We start from the raw sequence: 18,785 nt of genomic DNA on the forward strand, positions 1-18,785 counted from the left end.
GAAAGTGAAGCTTTGCAATTGTAGAGCTTCACTTTTTTATTCTTTGGCTTTTTTCGAAAATGTTGTTTTTAATAGTCTTTCGCAAAAACAACCGTTCTTTAAACCACTTAAATTTCCATTCATAATTACCTCAATTGTATTTACAAGAAAATCATCTATCAATTTCAGAATTTTTCCATCAAGAATGTAGAATTTTGACTTTAAATAGCCTGATTCACACTGGCACGGTCAAGGAGCCGTTAGGACAAAAGAGAGGTAGGGCTTTTGTTGTTTTAGGTAATAGTAATCGATATTCGAATAGTTCATACTATTTCAAGGTTATATATAATTTAGTTATGAAAGGAAATGATCCTATTGGCAGCTACTCATACATTTTCCAAAGGGGAAGAATTAGCTAATTCTATTACACATGGGATCGGTGCACTTCTTAGTGTTGCCGGACTTGTTCTGTTAATTATCTTTTCAAGTCTTAATGGGAATGCGTGGCATATTATTAGTTTTACAATTTATGGAATCACGATGCTGTTCCTATATATGTCATCTACACTTGTGCATGCACTCTGTGAAGGAAAGGCGAAAGATGTTTTTGAGATATTTGATCACTCCGCTATTTACTTCTTTATTGCTGGTACCTATACACCTTATTTATTACTTATTGTTAAGGGGTGGCAAGGGTGGACGATATTTGGAATCGTTTGGGGATTAGCGATTTTGGGTACAATCTTTAAATGCTTTTTTGTAAAAAAGTATCTCTTTACATCGACTATTTTATATATAGTTATGGGTTGGGGGATTGTAACAATTTGGAAACCTATTTTGATGAATTTAAGTCAAACCGGGATCATTTTGTTAGTTGCAGGAGGATTAATATACACGATTGGTTCCATATTTTATATGTGGAGAGGATTTAAATACCATCATGCCATCTGGCACATCTTTGTTATGGCTGGATCGGCTTGTCACTTTTTCGGTATATTACTTTATTTATAACGAAATAATTCAAGCTAAAAGGGGATGTCTCATAAGTTTTAAGACTTATGGGATATCCCCTTTAAAATGTAGATTTGGATGATGGATTATTTTTTTGAAATTGTTTTCCACTCATATAAATCTTCAATTTGACAGTTCAATTCTTTTGAAATTGTCATGGCAGTATTTAAATTCATTACTTTTTTTGATAAATAGTCTTCAAGTTGACTTTTTGGAATTTTCGTATTTTGCTCTAATACTTCCAAATCCATATTATTTTGTAATAATAATGTGTTAAGGTTACTCTTTTTTGCCTTATAATTTGTCAAAACGAACACCTCACTTTTATTAAGTATACCATAGTTAGCTGGAAATAGAAAGGAATCATTACCAATCTGTAGAAATGAACGAGTTATGATATAATAATTATAAAGAAGGTGTAAAAATGAAGGGAAATTATAAATTTGCGAAAAATGAGTTAGTTAGAATATCAGCCACTAACGAACAAGTAACAGTTGTCAAAGCAAAATATATTACAAATATGAAGCGTAACTCTTATATTGTAAAAGAGCATCCGGCTACTTTTTATTTTGAAGAAGAATTAGAAAAACTTTAACTGATCAATTTATTGATCGAGGGGGGCACTCTCCCTCTCACAACAAAAAGAGAGTATCACATGAAATGATACCCCGAACAACCTTACTTTTCCACTTGCCTTTCACTATTTGACACAGGCGATTTATCCGTATTTGGCTTCCAATTTTTGAATCGATCTTTAAGATAATTTTTTAGAAAGTCACGTTTCCTTTTTCGCCTTTTATCACGATTTTTCATGGAAAGTCACCATCCTTCTACGTCCAATTTTTTCTATTTCTTTTATTATAACTCGAATAGAGATATAAATACATCGGACAAAAAATGGTTCTTCATGAAATGTTTGAAAACTTTCAATATGGAATACATTCCACCTAATTTTATCTTTACCGTATTGAGAAGCAATACAACCTTCCTTAAAAGATACTTCCATTAATCGTAAAATAATTTTTAGATAAGAGTAGTTGCAAATTTTTGTATTCCTTAAAATTATGTTATCATTTTTTTAAAATACAGATAATTGGAAGGATGATAAAGATGTCGCTAGAAAGTGTACAAGCCCATTTTAAGCAATGGAATCGTGAGAAGGATATAATGGAATTTGAAACATCCAGTGCAACTGTCGATCAAGCAGCGGAAACTATTGGTGTCATCCCGGCTAGAATCGCCAAAACTTTGTCATTTAAAGGTGAAGATGATGCAGCAATTCTTATCGTTACGGCTGGAGATGCCAAAATAGACAATAAGAAATTTCGCCAAACATTTGGCTATAAGGCTCGAATGCTTTCACCAGATGAGGTATTGGAACAAACTGGTCATAAAATCGGCGGTGTTTGCCCATTTGGTTTAAAAAATGATTTACAGGTGTTCTTAGATATTTCAATGAAACGGTTTGAAAGTGTTTTTCCAGCTTGCGGCAATGCGAATTCGGCAATTGAATTAACATTAGATGAATTGGATACTTATTCATCTGCAAAAGATTGGGTAGATGTATGCAAAGGGTGGGAAGAAGCAAAGCAAGAAGATGCAATCTTACATACAAGGATTTAAACAAAAACTGAACTAGAAAGTGATTTTCTAGTTCAGTTTTTGTTTTAGGAAATTTCGGAATAGTGGTATAGTTATAGAATAGTAGTAGATTTTAAAAGAAAAGAGGAACATGGGATGAATAAAGATTTTTATGTACATAATCGTAAACGTTTATATGAAAAATTAGATGAACAATCACTTCTTATTTTATTTGCAGGTAATGCCCCTCAGAAATCTGCTGATGAAGAGTATAAATTCGTTCCTAACCGTAATTTTTATTATTTAACAGGGATTGACGAGCCTAATGTTATTTTTCTTGCACAGAAAACAAACGAAAAGGTAGAAGAGTTTCTTTTTATTAAAAAAGCCGATCCAATTATGGAAAAATGGGTGGGAAAAACCATTTCTAACGATGAAGCTCAAGAACGTTCCGGAATTGAATCCATTCGTTATATCGATGAGTTTGAATCCTTTTTATCACGAACCTTATTTTCAATCACTGATTCCACTTTATTTCTAGATCTTGAAAGAAGGGAATTAGATACTGTTACGACTAAAGCACAGCAATTTGCAGCAAAATGTCGTGTGAATTTCCCTTACGTACAAATAAAAAATGTCTATCCGGAAATTTGTGAACTACGTGTATTTAAACAACCAGAAGAAATTGAAAAGATTAAAAAAGCGATTGAAATTACGCAAAATGGAATAAAAAATTTAATGAATCATGCAAAAGCGGGGCTAAAAGAGTACCAGTTAGAGGCTTATTTTGATTTTACATTAAAATCAGAAGGTGTAAAGAGCCATGCGTTTAATACGATTGTTGCGAGCGGAAAAAACGGCACAGTCCTACACTATGAAAATAACGATGCAACAGTCGAAGATGGCAGTCTTGTGTTACTTGATTTAGGAGCACAGTATGACTATTATAGTGCAGATATTAGCTACACTTTTCCGGTAAATGGCAAATTCACAGATAAACAAAAAATGTATTATGATATCGTTCTAAAAGCTCTACGAGAAACAACTGAGTTGATTAAACCGGGTGTTCCATTTGCTAAGCTTAATGAACATACAAAGAAAGTTTTGGCGGAGGAATGTATTAAAGTTGGGTTGATCAAAGAAGAAAGTGAAATTAGCAAATATTACTATCACGGTGTCAGCCATTTTCTCGGACTAGATACCCATGATGTTGGCAGTTATAAAGATCTAATTATTCAACCCGGAATGGTGTTAACGGTTGAACCGGGATTATATATTGAGGAAGAAGAAATCGGCATACGGATTGAAGATGATGTGTTAGTAACAGAAGAGGGGAACGAAGTACTTTCCAAAGATATTTTCCGTTCTACGGAAGAAATTGAGGAGTTTATGAAGAAATAAATATTACAAAGTTCTCTCATTTCGTTTGATGTGAGGGAGCTTTTTTATTTGATATTCAACAACTGCGAAAAGAACGAACTGGAAACTTTTCATTCACGCTTCATCTAGTATAAAATAGTAGGACAGATTATTAGACGGTCCGTTTCAGAAAGGAGCGTAGCATATGGATAAAAAATTAAATTTGAAAACAATTAAAGAACGATGTGGAAATGTCTCCTACAAAAAAGGAGAAGCTTTTTTTCGTGCTAATAAAGTGAATTTTGACGTTTTGCAATCTAATCGGTGTGAAGCAACGGTTTCAGGAACAGAGAAATTCTATGTATTAATAGAAGTAGATGCGGATGGAACCTTCCATTCGACATGCAGCTGTCCAGCACTCGCTTCTTTCAAACAGGACTGTCAGCATATTGCAGCTGTTCTACTTGCGATCTATGAGAATCAACACAGCGGGAGGAAAGAAATCTTATCTTCATTAGATAATAATTTATCGAGTGGTGTATTGAATTTATTTTCTGCTCAACCAAAACGGTCAAGTGCACATCAGCTGCATTTTGAAAATCGACAAATCGTTCCTCTTGAGTTTATCTGCCATCCTATTAAAATGGATGACAAATATTTTTTTGGAATAAAAATAAAAATTGATTTAATTCAAGTAGAAAAAATTCGTGATTTTCTTTTGAACATAAAAAATGGGCGTTCATGTTTAATATCTAATTTATTTAAGTATGATCCGGCCTTGCATTGTTTTACAAAGGATGCAGATGAAATTCTTCAACACTTAATCCAGGTGATTTTGGATGAAAAGATATATAATGATCAGGCTCATTCAAACAAGGGTGACACGATTCTTATCCCGCCATCATCGTGGGAAAGACTCTACCCCTTATTAATAAACCCTTCGTTTATAAAAATGGAATACAGTGGAATGGCCCATGACCGATTAGAAGTTGCCAAAGAAAAGCTTCCATTACAATTTGAGCTAACTGAATGGGAGGGAAGTGGTTTTCTCCTGAAGGTTATAGGGTTAAATGATTTAATTATATTCAATGAGTATAACTTTGCTTTAGTTGATGGGAAATTATATCCGCTGAAAAGCGAGGAAAGTAAACGCATCTCAGATTTAAAACAAATGTTGGAAGACTCAAGAACAAATCAAATAACTTTTTCCGAGAATCAATTCCATTTATTTTTAGAAAAAGTTATGCCTAGTTTGAAAAAATTAGGGGATATTCGAATCAATGGAAATTTGGTCGAGCAACTAAAAAGGACCCCTTTGAAAGCAAAACTTTATTTGGATCGTATTAGAAACCGATTACTTGCGGGGCTGGAGTTTCACTATGATCATATGGTGATCAATCCGTTGGAAAATAGAAGTCAATTAGCGGGTACAATGATCATTAGGGATGAAGATAAAGAAGAAGAAATTTTACAATTGATGGAGGCGAGCTCTTTTACAAAAACTGACGAGGGTTATTTTTTACATAATGAAGAATTGGAATATGAATTTCTGTATCATACTTTACCGCAATTGCAAAAGCTTGTCCAAGTGTATGCAACAACTGCTGTGAGGAATCGAATTTCAAAAAAAAGCACACCAATGAAAATTCGTGTAAGACTAAAGAAAGAGCGTACAAATTGGTTGGAATTTTCGTTTGAAATGGATGGAATTCCCGAGCAGCAGATTCGGGATATTCTTCAGGCACTTGAGGAAAAGCGCAAATATTATCGTCTGCGGGATGGTTCATTATTATCGTTAGAAACGAGAGAAATGAAAGAAATTCACCGTTTTCTTCATGCTTTACCGGTGCAAAATGAAGATTGGGAAAAAAGTTTGGACATTCCGCTTGTAAAAGCTATTCCTTATCTTGATGGTGTAGAAGATCGTTCCATGTTTATGGTTGAAGAATCATTTCGAACATTTTTAGATACAATTAAACAACCTGAGAGAATGAAAGTTGAAGTTCCCGACATGTTAAAAGGTGTGTTGCGTGACTATCAAAAAGTCGGTTACAAATGGATGAAAACACTTGCTAGTTTTGGTTTTGGCGGGATTCTTGCAGATGATATGGGCCTTGGAAAAACAGTGCAAAGTATTGCTTTTATTTTATCCGTTTTACCTGAAGTTCGTAAAAATAAGACGCCTATTTTAATTATTTGTCCATCATCCGTTACTTATAATTGGTTAAGTGAATGCATGAAATTTGCCCCTGAGATACAGGCAGTTGTCGTTGATGGTAATAAAACAGAACGAAGTGCCATACTGAAGGATTTGAAGAATTTAGATGTATTGATTACCTCTTATCCTTTAATTCGCCGAGATGTTAAATGGTTTGAGAAGCAATTCTTTCATACTGTATTTTTTGATGAAGCACAAGCTTTTAAAAATCCAGTGACCCAAACAGCCCGCGCTGTAAAGAAAATTCAGGCGGATCATCGATTTGCATTGACAGGAACACCTGTAGAGAATTCATTAGAAGAGCTATGGTCCATCTTTCATATTGTGTTCCCTGAACTGTTTCGTGGACTAAAGGAATACAGTAATTTAACGAGAAAAACCATCTCACGTAGGATTCGTCCATTCCTACTTAGAAGGTTAAAATCAGATGTTCTTTCCGAGCTTCCAGAAAAAATAGAATCAACAGATTCTATCGAATTGCTTCCAGAGCAAAAGAAATTATATGCTGCATATTTAGCAAAACTACGACATGACACATTAAAGCATCTAGATAAGGACACCTTACGCAAAAATAAAATTAGAATTCTCGCGGGATTGACCCGGTTACGACAAATTTGTTGCCACCCAGCCCTATTTGTAGATGGATATAAAGGGAGTTCAGCGAAATTTTTGCAGCTAATGCAGATAATTGAAGAAGCGAAGGAGTCGGGAAGAAGGGTGTTGATTTTTTCACAATTTACGAAAATGCTTGAGCTTATCGGAAAAGAACTACTCATGCAGGGTCTGCCATTTTTTTACCTAGATGGACAAACACCTTCTGAGGAAAGAATTGAAATTTGCGATCGATTTAATCAAGGCGAACGTGATTTATTCCTAATTTCGTTAAAAGCAGGAGGTACGGGCCTTAATTTAACGGGTGCAGATACAGTTATTCTTTACGATACTTGGTGGAACCCAGCAGTTGAAGCACAAGCAGCAGATCGCGCCTACCGTATCGGTCAACAAAATACGGTCCAAGTCGTTAAACTAGTTGCCCGGGGAACGATTGAAGAAAAAATGAACGAGCTACAAGAAAGGAAGAAAAGTCTAATCGGAGAAATTATTAATGAAAAAGCATCTACAACACTAACTGAAGAGGATATTCGTGAAATTTTGTTGGTATAGTATAAATTTATTATGTAAACAAAAAAGAAGTGCAGCTATAACAAAGTTGCACTTTTTTTATGATTAATTTTTTAATGATAATTTTTATCAACATATTTCCCATAGTCAGGTACAGCAACTTCATCAAAATTACGAACCAATTTTGCTAATCCTTTTGATAAAGTTTCTCCAGAAACAGGTAAACCATGTCCTGTAATAGCTACATAAGGGTTTAATGATTGTAGTTTTATGACCGACTCTTTCGCCTCATTCCAATCAGTAGTTAAATATCTAGGCGGCCCACATATTTCCTCTTTTTGTGTAAAAACTTTAAGGATTGAATCTTGTTTTACCGAAATAAATGCATCTCCAGCAATAAGTGCTCGATCTTTTTCTCTAAACAAAGATACATGTCCTGGTGAATGCCCAGGGGTATGGATCCATTGAAAATCTGGCATGTGAGGTACCGTTCCATCAGCAGGGAGTTGATTCACTTTGCTACCTAAATTGATTGGTTCATTTGGAAAAATGGGAGACATTTTGGCAATCAGTCCACCTTCAACAGTAGGATCAGGTTCTGGATAACTTCTTTTTCCCGTAAGGTAGGGCAATTCTAATTCATGTGCATACACGGGAACATCCCAATGTTTAACTAGCTCAATAATGGACCCAACATGATCGAAATGACCGACCATGCGTCAATATTATCGCTTTAGGGCGACTATTTTCTCCAAATCGCTCATTTGTTATTGAAATAATTTCCTTTGCAGATCGAGGCATCCCAGCATCTACTAAAACAAAATGATCAGCGGTTCCCACTAAAATAATATTTACTATTTGGATTGTATGACAATATAGATCTGGTAATACTTCAATCCCCATACCACTTCCAATTGATGTAGCAGGGATAAACTTATAATCACTTCCGTAATTCATATCTTTTTCCACAATGGACAGCTCCTTACGTTTCTAAAGAATAGTATTTCTCTTATGGATAGCCTTCATTAAATTTTATTTCCAATTTGGTTCGTATTATTTTGAAATCTTCTAAAATTAAAAGGAATTTAGTTTTGTATGGAGAAATAGAACAATGATAGCCTTTTGAAAGGGAGCGAACTCAATGAGTGGAAAAGATATAGAAAATCTAAAAAAGTCCATGAAAGAAATGGTCAATGACTCAATAGAAAAATTGCAAAATTACTTAAGATTACCGACTGTTTCAGCCCAGCATAAAGCGATTCCTGAAACAGTCGAATATGTTGTTAATATGATTAAAGAAATTGATGGGGAAGCAAAAGTTTTAAATGATCTTGGCGGGAATCCTGTCGTTTATGGATTTTTTAAGGCAAGTAAGCAGGGAGATTCAACGAAAACGCTTCTATTTTATAATCATTATGATGTTCAACCTCCAGAACCATTAAATGAATGGAATACAAAGCCGTTTGAACCAACGATCATTGACGGAAAGATATATGCACGTGGAGTAGCTGATAATAAAGGTGACCTCGTTGCACGGCTAACAGCTATCCGCATTTTACAAAATTCAGAAGGTGGTTTACCGTGTAATGTCAAATTTCTAATCGAAGGCGAAGAGGAAATCGGAAGTCCTCATTTGGCCCCTTATCTTGAGAAATATCGCGACTTATTCAAAGCAGATGCTTGTATATGGGAATTCGGTGGCAAGGATGTCAAAAATAGAATTAACATGGTAGCGGGAATAAAAGGAATGGCATATATGGAGCTAACAAGCATTGGAGCGGAAATTGATATGCATTCCTCGTTAGGTGCTTATGTTGATAATGCAGCATGGAGGCTTGTTCATGCATTAGGTACGATGAAAAATAATCAAAATGAAATCGTTGTCGATGGATTTTTTGACGGAATTGAAGAACCTACTGAAAGTGAGAAACAGATCGTTTCAACTTTGCCCTTTGATGAAGAAGCGATTAAGCGTATCTACGGGTTAAAGTTGCCACTAATCACATCGGCTAAAGGTGTTGATCCACGCATTGCTATGGTTTTTTATCCGACAATGACAATTTGCGGGTTAGAAAGTGGGTATACAGGTGAAGGGGCGAAGACAGTATTGCCCAAATCAGCAAAAGCAAAAATCGATTGTCGACTTGTTCCTGGACAAGATCCGAACCACATTTTTGAATCTGTCAAAAAACACTTAAAGAATTACGGATTTCAAGATATTGAAGTGAAGTTAATCAATGGGCAAAAAGCCTTCCGTTCGAACTATAACCACCCATTTATCGATCATGTCATTCAAACTGCGGAAGAAGTGTACGAAAATGAAGTTGTACTCGCTCCAAATGCAGCAGGTACAGGGCCAATGTACATTTTTGGAGAACAGTTAAAGCTTCCAATCGTTAGTACCGGCGTCGGTTGGGCAGAATCAAAAGCACATGCCCCAAATGAATCGATTCGCATACAGGATTTCGAGGACGGTATCGTACATATGGCACATATGTTAAACGGCTTTAATCATGCACTAGAACGGGAATAGGTTGATTAAGAAAGGGATGGGGAAATGAAAAGGATAAGTGTCATTGGCGCGGGAACGATGGGGAGAGGGATTGCCTATACAGCGGCAGTTTCAGGATTTACTACCATTTTAAATGATATAAGTGATGAAAACTTAACAAAGGCAAAAGATTACATTGAGAAAACTCTTGAAACAAGTGCAAAAAAAGGATTTATTTCTAAAACAACTTGTGAAGAAGCGATACAAAATATCAGCTACTTAAGCGATTTTTCGGAAAGTGTCAAAGAAGCTGATCTTGTCATTGAAGCAGTTTTTGAATTAATGGAATTAAAAATCGAGATGTTTAAAAAGTTGGATGCTGCTTGTCCCACTCATACAATTTTAGCTACGAATACGTCTACGATGAGTCCAACGGAAATAGCTGCACAAACTAGCAGACCGGATCAATGTGTAGCGATGCATTTTTTTAATCCGGTTCATAAAATGAAATTAATCGAAGTAGTAAGAGGATTAGATACATCCGATGATACAGTTGAAAAAGTGTTAGAAGTGGGACGGAAAATGGGAAAAGAGTGTGTGGAAGTAAATGAATTCCCTGGTTTTGTAACAAGCAGGATGAATTGCTTAATTGGCAATGAGGCAATGAACATGTTGATGGAGGGAGTAGCCTCAGCAGAGGATATTGACAAAGCGATTAAGCTTGGATTAAATCATCCAATGGGACCGCTTGAACTAGCTGATTTAGTTGGCCTCGATTCCAGGCTAAAAAACATGAACTATTTATACGAAACACTAGGGGAAAAGTATCGGCCATCACCATTGCTAACAAAATATGTGAAAGCCGGCCGCCTTGGAAGGAAGTCTGGTAGAGGATTTTATACGTATACTGAGTAAGTGGGCATTTAAAAAAGGGGAACTAGTATGACAGATATACGGAAAGAAACGAAAAGATGCCCCATTTGTGGGGGAAATAATCAATGTTGTTATTCTGAAGATACTTCGAGTAGTTGTTGGTGTAGTGAAGAAATATTTCCAGAAGGGATATTTGAACTTGTTCCAGTCGATTTAATTAAAAAAACATGCATTTGCAAAAATTGTTTGTCCGCGTTTAATAAATAAGTTTGAATTATTAGACCTTTTACCTATGTTTATAATCGCTAATGCCTATTATAATGAAATAGTAACAAAATTTAGGTGGAGGAGGAGTTGTTTTAATGGCAACATTAAAATCAGGGGAAACCGCAACTCAAACTGGTACTTATGTTGAAGTAGGACACGGTGGGGGAAAAGTGAAGAAAGCACAAAGGGTGGAAGTGAAACAAGGCGATCAATTGCCGGAACTTAAACCTTACACAGTAGAAATCGAACATAAAGGTGAAAAGAAAATGAGAAACCGTCAACATCGTTGGCATTTAGTAAAATAAACGTGAGCTTGCACAAAACAAAGTAGTTCCGTTTCGATGGAGAAACATATCAAATAGTATGTTAATTAGCAGACCAAATCGCTTATGATTTGGTCTCTTATTTTCCTCTAATATAGCGATTATAAGATATTACTACTTTAATTAGCAAGTAAAATCGCAACCTTAAAAACATCTTGACAATTGTTGTTGTCAACATGCTAATAGATAAGAAATGAAAGATAATCAAATAAGCGGAGGTTTTCCGGTTAGCCGGCGGAATAGAGCTCAGTTCGGGGTATTTAAGCGGAGGTTTTCCGATTAAGCAAAGCAAAATTACTCATTTTCACGTTTTTTGAGTTAATAGTCGGAATTTTTCCGGCTATTTAAGGTATTTTCATTGCTATTTTTTATTTAAGAGAAATTTCTCCGCCTATTTTTCAAACTCGATTTAGCGTCACACAAGAGCTTGGGAAAATCCCTAAGCTTTTGTGTGCAAATTATATTGTTATTCAATGCTATGACCTCTTATGTTATTTGTGCTGTGATTTTAAATTTTCTCCACGTTATGCTCTTACTTGATAGAATCTACATTGTAATCATTACTTGCGAAAAGAATTTTTTTGCTCTTGGTGGGAAAACACTTTGGGTAAGGATCCATGTCCAAATCCATTCACCTTTCTTTTTACCTATTCCACCGCTGATGATATCACCTACTGATATCATTTCATAAGGTAACCCCTTTATAAAATACGAAAGATTTGTATCTAGTGTGGTTGCAACGATAATAGGGCCGTTTAAATTCGTGACTTCAAATACGGATTCTATTTTTTCGGGAAATTTATCAATTTTTTGATGATGCTTTTTTATTTCCAATTGTGGATTCCAATCTTTGTGGTGAATACGTGGATATTGGTCTAAAAAGAGGCGATTTAATAAATGCTCACATTTTATGAGTTCTCCGCTAGATTCATCAATCATTTTATCAACTAATGGTTTAAATGAACAACCGTATTTTTTATCAAGCTCGTAGGTGAATTTTTTTAGTTCTACTAGGAATTGTTCGACTTCTTTTTCTTTAGGGGTAATTTTTATGCGGAAAGGATAAAAACTGAACAGAAATTCTTCCCAAAAAGTTGGTTCGCAGTTGTTCCAAGAGGAGGGACAATCATCTTCCAAATAGTCAGTTAAGTACTTGCCTAATATGGTAAGAAATTCATTGCGGGAATGACTAGTTGGTCTTTTTTGTTTGTATGCAATTAAATCATCAATATAAAATTCAAATAATCCTCGATATCGTAAATTAAATTGAGAGCTAATGTGTATTTTTTTCATAAACTCCTTTCGTTCATCAACATCTGAAAAATGTTTCATCCGCACCCTAATTTGAGGAGCACAACAATCATCTTTCGGTTTACCGCTGCCACATTCACAATATACAAACTTCTTCATTATACAACACCTTTCTATAGATTTTAGTAGACTAGTAGTGGGGGAATACTAGCTGCCTATATTATAACAGAATATTTTAAATAAACAATATTCTGTTATAAATTTTCACTCAGGAGATTTCATCCAATAGTTTAGGCAGTTTTCGGTAGATATCAATAATGTCCTCTAGCTTCATCCTCACTAGTCCACTTGAAGATGGAGCGACAAAGTCAATCGTTCCTAGGACAACTGATTCATCTTGGCGTCCCCAAGGAATCGATTTCTTTTTACTATATTGTTGGTACACGCCTTTACCAACAAAGCAAACAATTTTCGGGCTGAATTTGGTTATTTTTTCCCTTAACATGATTCTACCATTTTCGTATTCTTCTTTCGTAATTTCATCGGCCGCTTTCGTTGGTCTTGAAACGATATTGGTCATACCATATCCTAGTTCAAGCAGCTTGTAATCTTCTGAAGCTTGAAATTTTCGTGGTGTTAGGCCTGCTTCAAATAATATTTTCCAAAATCGATTATTAGGATTAGCAAAATGATGGCCGGTCTCTCCTGAACGAATGCTAGGATTGAAGCCAACAAAAAGAATCGATAAATCATTTTGTAAATAGTCAGGAATTGGGTTCATGTTAACCTCCTGTTGTTATGTACTGTTAATATATTATACCCTATCCTGCTTTTGGATTAACTTTAGGGTGTAAATATCAGATAATTGACAATATTAAAATGAATAATATAATAAATTGTAATTAAATATTGTTAATTTAAGTATGTTGAATGCTTTTAAACATTAGGAACCAAGGAGGATCTTATATTAATAGACATTTAAAGTGGTTCGTTATACTATTGCTATTTTTCACACTGACGATATCTTGTCCACTCTCAATATTTGCTGAGCAAAAAACATATAAAATAGCAGGTGAAAGTTTACTGCCTCCTTTTTCGTATGAAAATGATCAAGGAAAATTGTCAGGATTAAATATTGAATTGATGAATAAAGTTGCAAAAGAAAACGGGGTCCATTTTACATACATTCCCATGGAGATGCCTGATGCAGAGCGAGCATTAAAGAACGGAGAGATTGATGCGATAGCGGGCATAACATATAGCACAGACAAAGATCGAGAATTTGATTTTTCCATTCCTTATTTTACTATGTCAAATTCATTGGTTCTTCCAGCAACCAATCAAAACAAAGTAAAAGGTATTGCGGATATAAGGGACTTACATGTTGTTTTGGAAAATAATTCTCCTGTACTTAGTACATTATTAAATATGAGAAATACGGATCTTACGTTAACGACAAATCAATATTCTGGTCTATTAACATTAATTCAAGACCGTGCAGATGTTTTTATCGGGAATAAGTGGACGACCTCCTTCTTTTTAAAAAAATGGAACCAAGAAAAGAATTACGTGATTCGTGATGAAGTAATTGAGCCAGCAGATTATACGATTGCTGTTAAGGAAGGAAACCATCAACTCCTTTCAATGATTAATAAATCGCTTACTAATTTAAAAGCTAAAGGTGAAGTAAATATTTTAACTGATGCATGGTTAAGACCGCAAAATGGGGAAGTGATTGCTAAGTTAAAACAGTTTATCTATTTTTTAGTTTTTTTTATATCAATCGGAGTGTTCATTGTTTTCATTATTTACATATGGAATCAACGGTTGAAAAAAGCTGTAAATGCCCAAACGAGTAAATTGCGAATGCTAAATGAAGATCTAAAAAGACAACGTCAAAGTAATGCCGATAGTAATGCGTTTAAAGAACAAATTTTAAATAATATTGATACAGGAATTATAACTTTTGGACTGGACCGAACGATCTCTAGCTGCAATAAACGTGCATTAGAAATTCTCGAGATTACTAAACCGATAGATTTTAATCTAGGAGATTCTCCTATTTTCACTAAGTTATTTGCAAATAACCCCTTTGAGCAACTTTCTCAGCAGGGGGATGGGGCAACATATCATATATTAGAAACTAATGATGAAGGAGAAAAAAAAGTCATTTATTACTCGATGCATAAAATGTTTGATTCGATGAAAAACGAGATTGGATATTTACTATCCATAAATGATGAAACTGAAAAAAAGAAACTCGAGCAAAAATTAATAACACAAGAAAAACTTCATGCCCTCGGACAGTTGGTGGCAGGTGTAGCCCATGAAATTCGGAATCCATTAACATCGATAAAAACGTTTATTGATCTGCTTCCTAGTAAATATGACCGGCCACAATTTCGTGAGGTTCTTATGGAGCATTTACCTGTAGAGGTGAACAGATTAAATATGATCGTAACGGATTTAATTGAATATGCCCGTCCGCGACCTCCGAACATACAATCTTGTACGGCAAATGAACTTACTTCCTTACTCGCTTTTTTACAAGTAACGATGAATAAAAATAATATCGAATTTGAACAATACATAGAATCAGATCTCATTTTTTTCATCGACCCTCAGCAAATTCGTCAGGTCCTTCTTAATTTGTTACTAAATGCTGTTCATGCTGTTGAAAAGTCGAGTGAAAAGAAGATTAAAATCATAATGGAGAAAGAGAATGGTGAAATGGGGAGGATTTTGATTATTGATACAGGGAAAGGTATGAGCCAAGAAGAAATAAATCATATATTTGAACCATTCTATACTAGTAAGGAAAAAGGGGTAGGGTTAGGACTAACATTATCTTATAATCTGATAAAAGAGAATAAGGGGGATATTCACGTTTCTAGCTTTCCAGCACAAGGGACGAAATTCACTGTAGTATTACCATTGTTTAAAGAAAAAAAGATCGAATCAACGCAAGACTAAGTTGGATTTCTATTTAGTATATTACTAGTTGTGTAGAGGAGGAAGACCGATAATGAAGCCCAAAGTTCTAGTCATTGATGATGAACAAGCGATTTGTACCTCACTCAGCTTTGCCCTTGAAAATGATTATGAAGTAATGACTACCACGGATCCTGAAAAAGGATTCATAATAATGGATCAAAGTCGAGTTGATATTATTTTGCTCGATCTTCGTATAGGAAGCTACAACGGGCTGGACGTACTACAAAAAATAAAACAAAAAGATTCAACGGTTACTGTCATAATTATGACTGCTTATGCAACAATTGAAACGTCAATCGAAGCAATTAAAAAAGGTGCTTACTATTATATTGAAAAGCCGATAAATATAGAAGAACTATCATTGCTTTTACTAAGAGCTTCAGAGTTTTTGTTTATGTCTCAACAAGTTGAAACGCTTAATGAGGAGCTGGAGTTAAGACGGAATTCGGGGAACTTTATAGGGAATAGTAAGGCGATGAAACAAGTATTTTCAATGATTGAAAGAATAAAGGATATCGATTCCAGTGTCTTAATTACGGGCGAAAGTGGGTCGGGGAAAGAACTAGTTGCAAAACGTATTCATAACACCGGTAAACGAAAGAACGGACCATTAGAAATATTGAATTGTGCAGCCATTCCAGAAGCATTGCTTGAATCAGAATTATTCGGCTATGAAAAGGGTGCTTTTACCGGAGCGACTCAAAGTAAAGAGGGGAAGTGGGTAGCAGCAAATGGAGGTACATTATTCCTTGATGAAATAAGTGAAATGCCGCTTACACTTCAAGCTAAATTATTGCGTGTGATTCAAGAACGTGAAGTGACTCCGTTAGGTTCGAATCGAAAAATTAATCTAGATGTGAGGATCATAAGTGCCGCAAATAAAAATATTGAGCAAATGATTACGGAAGGAACGTTTCGTGAAGATTTATATTTTCGATTGAATGTAATACCTATAAGGACACCACCGTTAAGAGATCGAATGGAAGATTTGCCGTTATTGATTGATTATTTTTTGAGAAAATATTGTCGGGAAATGAATAAGGAAAAGAAGTCATTGTCAACAAGTGCTCGAAGGCTTCTATTAAACTACCAATATCCCGGAAATGTCCGTGAGTTAGGGAATATAATAGAATATGCTGTAGCTCTTTCCATTCATCAAGAAATTGACAAGGATGATTTACCACATTATGTTCAAGAACAAAAGAAAACAGCATTTACATGTTCTGATAACAATGATGATATCATCCATATCCCACTCGGTCTTTCAATGAAGGAAATAGAAAAAAGAGTGATCGGTGAAACGCTTCGCTATTATGGAAACCACAGACAGAAAACCGCTCAGATTTTGGAAATTTCCGAGAGAAGTCTTCGGGATAAAATTAAACAATATGAAATTGAAAAAGTTTAGTAGTATATAAAAACGGCAAAATTTTCTGAATGCATCGGCAAATTTTGCCGTTATTAATTGCAAAGTTATTTGTTGTGAGTGTAAGCGTATACATTTTCTGACTACAGAAAGTTGGCATGGAAATTGCATTTATACTTTTACGTATAAAGACTTGTGGTAATAAGTCAAGAGAAAATCCATAAAAAATAAAGTTGATTTTGGACTTTCAAAGGAAAAAAAGGCGCACTGAACTAAACCCGCACCATCACAAGAACGCTTGTTCGGGTTTGCTGAAAGGATTCAAAAGCAGCTATTTGCTTTTGAGTTACACGCTCCTTTTTGGCGTGTAGAGTTGGTGATTGCGTAGTAGCACATCCACCAAACGCACTAATTTTCTTGCAGTCATGACAAGGGCTCTTTTGTGTTGAAATTTCGGAACTTCTTTATACTTCTTTAAGTAAAATTCACGATAGGCGGGTTCATTTCGTTGGACCGAGTTGGCAGCTTCAACTAAGTAATAACGAAGATACTGATTTCCCGACATGACTCGTGGTGTTCGTTCCGATTCATAGTCGCCTGATTGCGATTTTTTCCAGAAGAGACCGGCATATTTAGCTATTTGCGCTTGTGTTTCAAATCGATCAATTTGACCGATTTCGGCGATAATCCCTGCCGCATAAACCGGACCAATACCCGGCACGCTTTTCAAGCACTGTCCTTCTGGAATAATGTGAAATAGGGACTCAATCCCTTTTTCTAACTCTTTGACCTGGTTTTTAAGTGTTTGAATGAGTTTGGCATAGGTGGCCAATACGACATCAACGGAGTCCTGTACGACCTTGCCTAAACGGTAGGAGTCACGAATCGCCTTTTGGATGGATTTCGCAACTTTTTCTGGCTGACGAAAGCGACCTTTTCCTCTCTCTTGAAGGAACTCAGCCAGCTCTTCCAGCTCCATCTGAGCGATCTCATCCAGCGAAAAGGATTCAGCGAACAACTCCATCATGGTCGAACCAAAAACAGAAGTATCTACTTCATTGGTCAATGTATTGCACTTGTAATAGAGATTTTCAAGGAAATGCTGCTTACACTCGGTCAATTGATGAATGACCTGATAACGAGAACGCGTTAAACGCTGAAGGGCAACATACTTTTCTTCCTTGATGATGGTTTTATTATAGCGCCCAAACCGAAGAAAGTCGGCAATCCGAAATGCATCAATTTTATCGGTTTTATCTTCTTCAAATAAGCCTTTAAACCGATGGATCGCCTTTGGATTTTGAACCACCACTTCCACCCCAATCCGTTTTAAGTCGGCATCGTTATCTAAAAGATGCGCAGGGTGAAAGCTATACACAGAGGTGGATTCCATGCCGACAATGATTTTTTCGTAATGGGATTGTCCATGATAAGCTAAGATATTTTCTTTAATCTGGTTCGCTCCATGAATATCGTTTGGAAAAGTCGTTTCTTTTAAACGTGTGTCTTCGCTGTCCAGAAAACACACATCAAGTTTTTTAGAGCTTACATCAATACCTACAAATAAATTCACGGAAAGGACCTCCTTTCATTTGATTATGGAATAAGCTTGGATACTGCGGGATATCCCTAGAAACAATGGTCTGGCAACAGCCTCGCGTATGAGTATTCAAAAGGTGCGTCTCTAAAAGCTGCCCCAATGTCCACTAACATTGGTATAGAAATACACCGATACAGCTTGTGTGTTTGCAGTACAACCATTGTCTGGGTCACAGTCTTTAATCGTAGTCGAACTACAGGAGGAAACAGCATATTCCCAGTTGGATCCATTCCAATGTCTATTATCCAGGGATATCCCCCAGTATCCAAGCAATTCGGGTTGTGCTATTTATGAATATAAAGAGAGAGCAGCATTGCCTCCATCATAGATAGCAATATCTTAATTATTTA

The 18,785-nt window shown here is 35.6% G+C and carries 15 protein-coding genes and 1 pseudogene; 11 read left to right on the plus strand and 5 right to left on the minus strand.

The annotated features are described in order from the left end of the window. The first annotated feature begins 354 nt into the window (after positions 1 to 354). On the plus strand, positions 355 to 990 hold the full coding sequence (gene trhA / locus MKY81_RS14105; RefSeq protein WP_066231594.1) for a PAQR family membrane homeostasis protein TrhA: 636 nt from the start codon (positions 355 to 357) through the stop codon (positions 988 to 990). Between the two features lie 86 nt (positions 991 to 1,076). Here the strand turns inward: trhA and MKY81_RS14110 are convergent, their stop codons facing one another. After that, on the minus strand, positions 1,077 to 1,298 hold the full coding sequence (locus MKY81_RS14110) for a helix-turn-helix domain-containing protein (protein ID WP_066231591.1): 222 nt from the start codon (positions 1,296 to 1,298) through the stop codon (positions 1,077 to 1,079). A gap of 116 nt (positions 1,299 to 1,414) precedes the next feature. Here MKY81_RS14110 and MKY81_RS14115 point away from each other — a divergent pair, with 116 nt between their 5' ends. From MKY81_RS14115 to MKY81_RS14130, 4 genes are all read left to right on the plus strand, one after another. Next, positions 1,415 to 1,585, plus strand: coding sequence for a hypothetical protein (locus MKY81_RS14115; protein ID WP_170112387.1), 171 nt, complete (start codon positions 1,415 to 1,417; stop codon positions 1,583 to 1,585). 515 nt (positions 1,586 to 2,100) lie between these two features. Next, on the plus strand, positions 2,101 to 2,613 hold the full coding sequence (locus MKY81_RS14120; RefSeq protein WP_066231589.1) for a YbaK/EbsC family protein: 513 nt from the start codon (positions 2,101 to 2,103) through the stop codon (positions 2,611 to 2,613). 114 nt (positions 2,614 to 2,727) lie between these two features. Further along, positions 2,728 to 3,972 (plus strand): aminopeptidase P N-terminal domain-containing protein, encoded by a 1,245-nt coding sequence (locus tag MKY81_RS14125; RefSeq protein WP_108073364.1) that lies wholly within the window; start codon positions 2,728 to 2,730, stop codon positions 3,970 to 3,972. Positions 3,973 to 4,135: 163 nt separating this feature from the next. Continuing rightward, positions 4,136 to 7,312, plus strand: coding sequence for a DEAD/DEAH box helicase (locus MKY81_RS14130; RefSeq protein WP_341118099.1), 3,177 nt, complete (start codon positions 4,136 to 4,138; stop codon positions 7,310 to 7,312). Positions 7,313 to 7,383: 71 nt separating this feature from the next. On the opposite strand, the pseudogene MKY81_RS14135 reads toward MKY81_RS14130, so the two are convergent. Next, positions 7,384 to 8,239 (minus strand): annotated as a pseudogene (locus tag MKY81_RS14135) (MBL fold metallo-hydrolase). Positions 8,240 to 8,411: 172 nt separating this feature from the next. On the opposite strand from MKY81_RS14135, the gene MKY81_RS14140 reads away from it, so the two are divergent. From MKY81_RS14140 to MKY81_RS14155, 4 genes are all read left to right on the plus strand, one after another. Then, a complete protein-coding gene (locus MKY81_RS14140) occupies positions 8,412 to 9,803 on the plus strand; it encodes a M20/M25/M40 family metallo-hydrolase (RefSeq protein ID WP_341118101.1) in 1,392 nt (463 codons plus the stop codon). A 24-nt stretch (positions 9,804 to 9,827) separates the two neighbouring features. Next, entirely contained in the window at positions 9,828 to 10,676 is an 849-nt protein-coding gene (locus MKY81_RS14145; protein WP_328007378.1) for a 3-hydroxyacyl-CoA dehydrogenase family protein, read from the plus strand. Positions 10,677 to 10,703: 27 nt separating this feature from the next. Beyond that, complete coding sequence (locus tag MKY81_RS14150; protein WP_341118102.1) at positions 10,704 to 10,901, plus strand: cysteine-rich CWC family protein; 198 nt, start codon at positions 10,704 to 10,706, stop codon at positions 10,899 to 10,901. Positions 10,902 to 10,996: 95 nt separating this feature from the next. Next, positions 10,997 to 11,206, plus strand: coding sequence for a YjzC family protein (locus tag MKY81_RS14155; RefSeq protein ID WP_341118103.1), 210 nt, complete (start codon positions 10,997 to 10,999; stop codon positions 11,204 to 11,206). 564 nt (positions 11,207 to 11,770) lie between these two features. Here MKY81_RS14155 and MKY81_RS14160 read toward each other — a convergent pair. Both MKY81_RS14160 and mug read right to left on the minus strand, forming a co-directional pair. Beyond that, on the minus strand, positions 11,771 to 12,634 hold the full coding sequence (locus MKY81_RS14160) for a hypothetical protein (RefSeq protein ID WP_108073356.1): 864 nt from the start codon (positions 12,632 to 12,634) through the stop codon (positions 11,771 to 11,773). A gap of 109 nt (positions 12,635 to 12,743) precedes the next feature. Beyond that, positions 12,744 to 13,256: a G/U mismatch-specific DNA glycosylase gene (mug, locus tag MKY81_RS14165; RefSeq protein ID WP_066231552.1), complete on the minus strand. Its 513-nt coding sequence runs from the start codon at positions 13,254 to 13,256 to the stop codon at positions 12,744 to 12,746. 149 nt (positions 13,257 to 13,405) lie between these two features. Here mug and MKY81_RS14170 point away from each other — a divergent pair, with 149 nt between their 5' ends. Together MKY81_RS14170 and MKY81_RS14175 are read left to right on the plus strand one after the other, a co-directional pair. Continuing rightward, positions 13,406 to 15,448: a transporter substrate-binding domain-containing protein gene (locus MKY81_RS14170; protein ID WP_341118104.1), complete on the plus strand. Its 2,043-nt coding sequence runs from the start codon at positions 13,406 to 13,408 to the stop codon at positions 15,446 to 15,448. Between the two features lie 52 nt (positions 15,449 to 15,500). Next, the gene (locus tag MKY81_RS14175) at positions 15,501 to 16,877 is read left to right on the plus strand and encodes a sigma-54-dependent transcriptional regulator (RefSeq protein WP_341118105.1); all 1,377 of its coding nucleotides are present in this window, start codon (positions 15,501 to 15,503) and stop codon (positions 16,875 to 16,877) included. 304 nt (positions 16,878 to 17,181) lie between these two features. On the opposite strand, the gene MKY81_RS14180 is transcribed toward MKY81_RS14175, so the two are convergent. Further along, positions 17,182 to 18,408 carry an IS110 family transposase gene (locus tag MKY81_RS14180; RefSeq protein WP_108073350.1) on the minus strand — a complete coding sequence of 409 codons (1,227 nt, stop codon included), beginning with the start codon at positions 18,406 to 18,408 and terminating at the stop codon, positions 17,182 to 17,184. Positions 18,409 to 18,785: the final 377 nt, after the last annotated feature.

It is taken from the genome of Heyndrickxia sp. FSL W8-0423, from assembly GCF_038009395.1.
GTDB lineage: Bacteria > Bacillota > Bacilli > Bacillales > Bacillaceae_C > Heyndrickxia > Heyndrickxia sporothermodurans.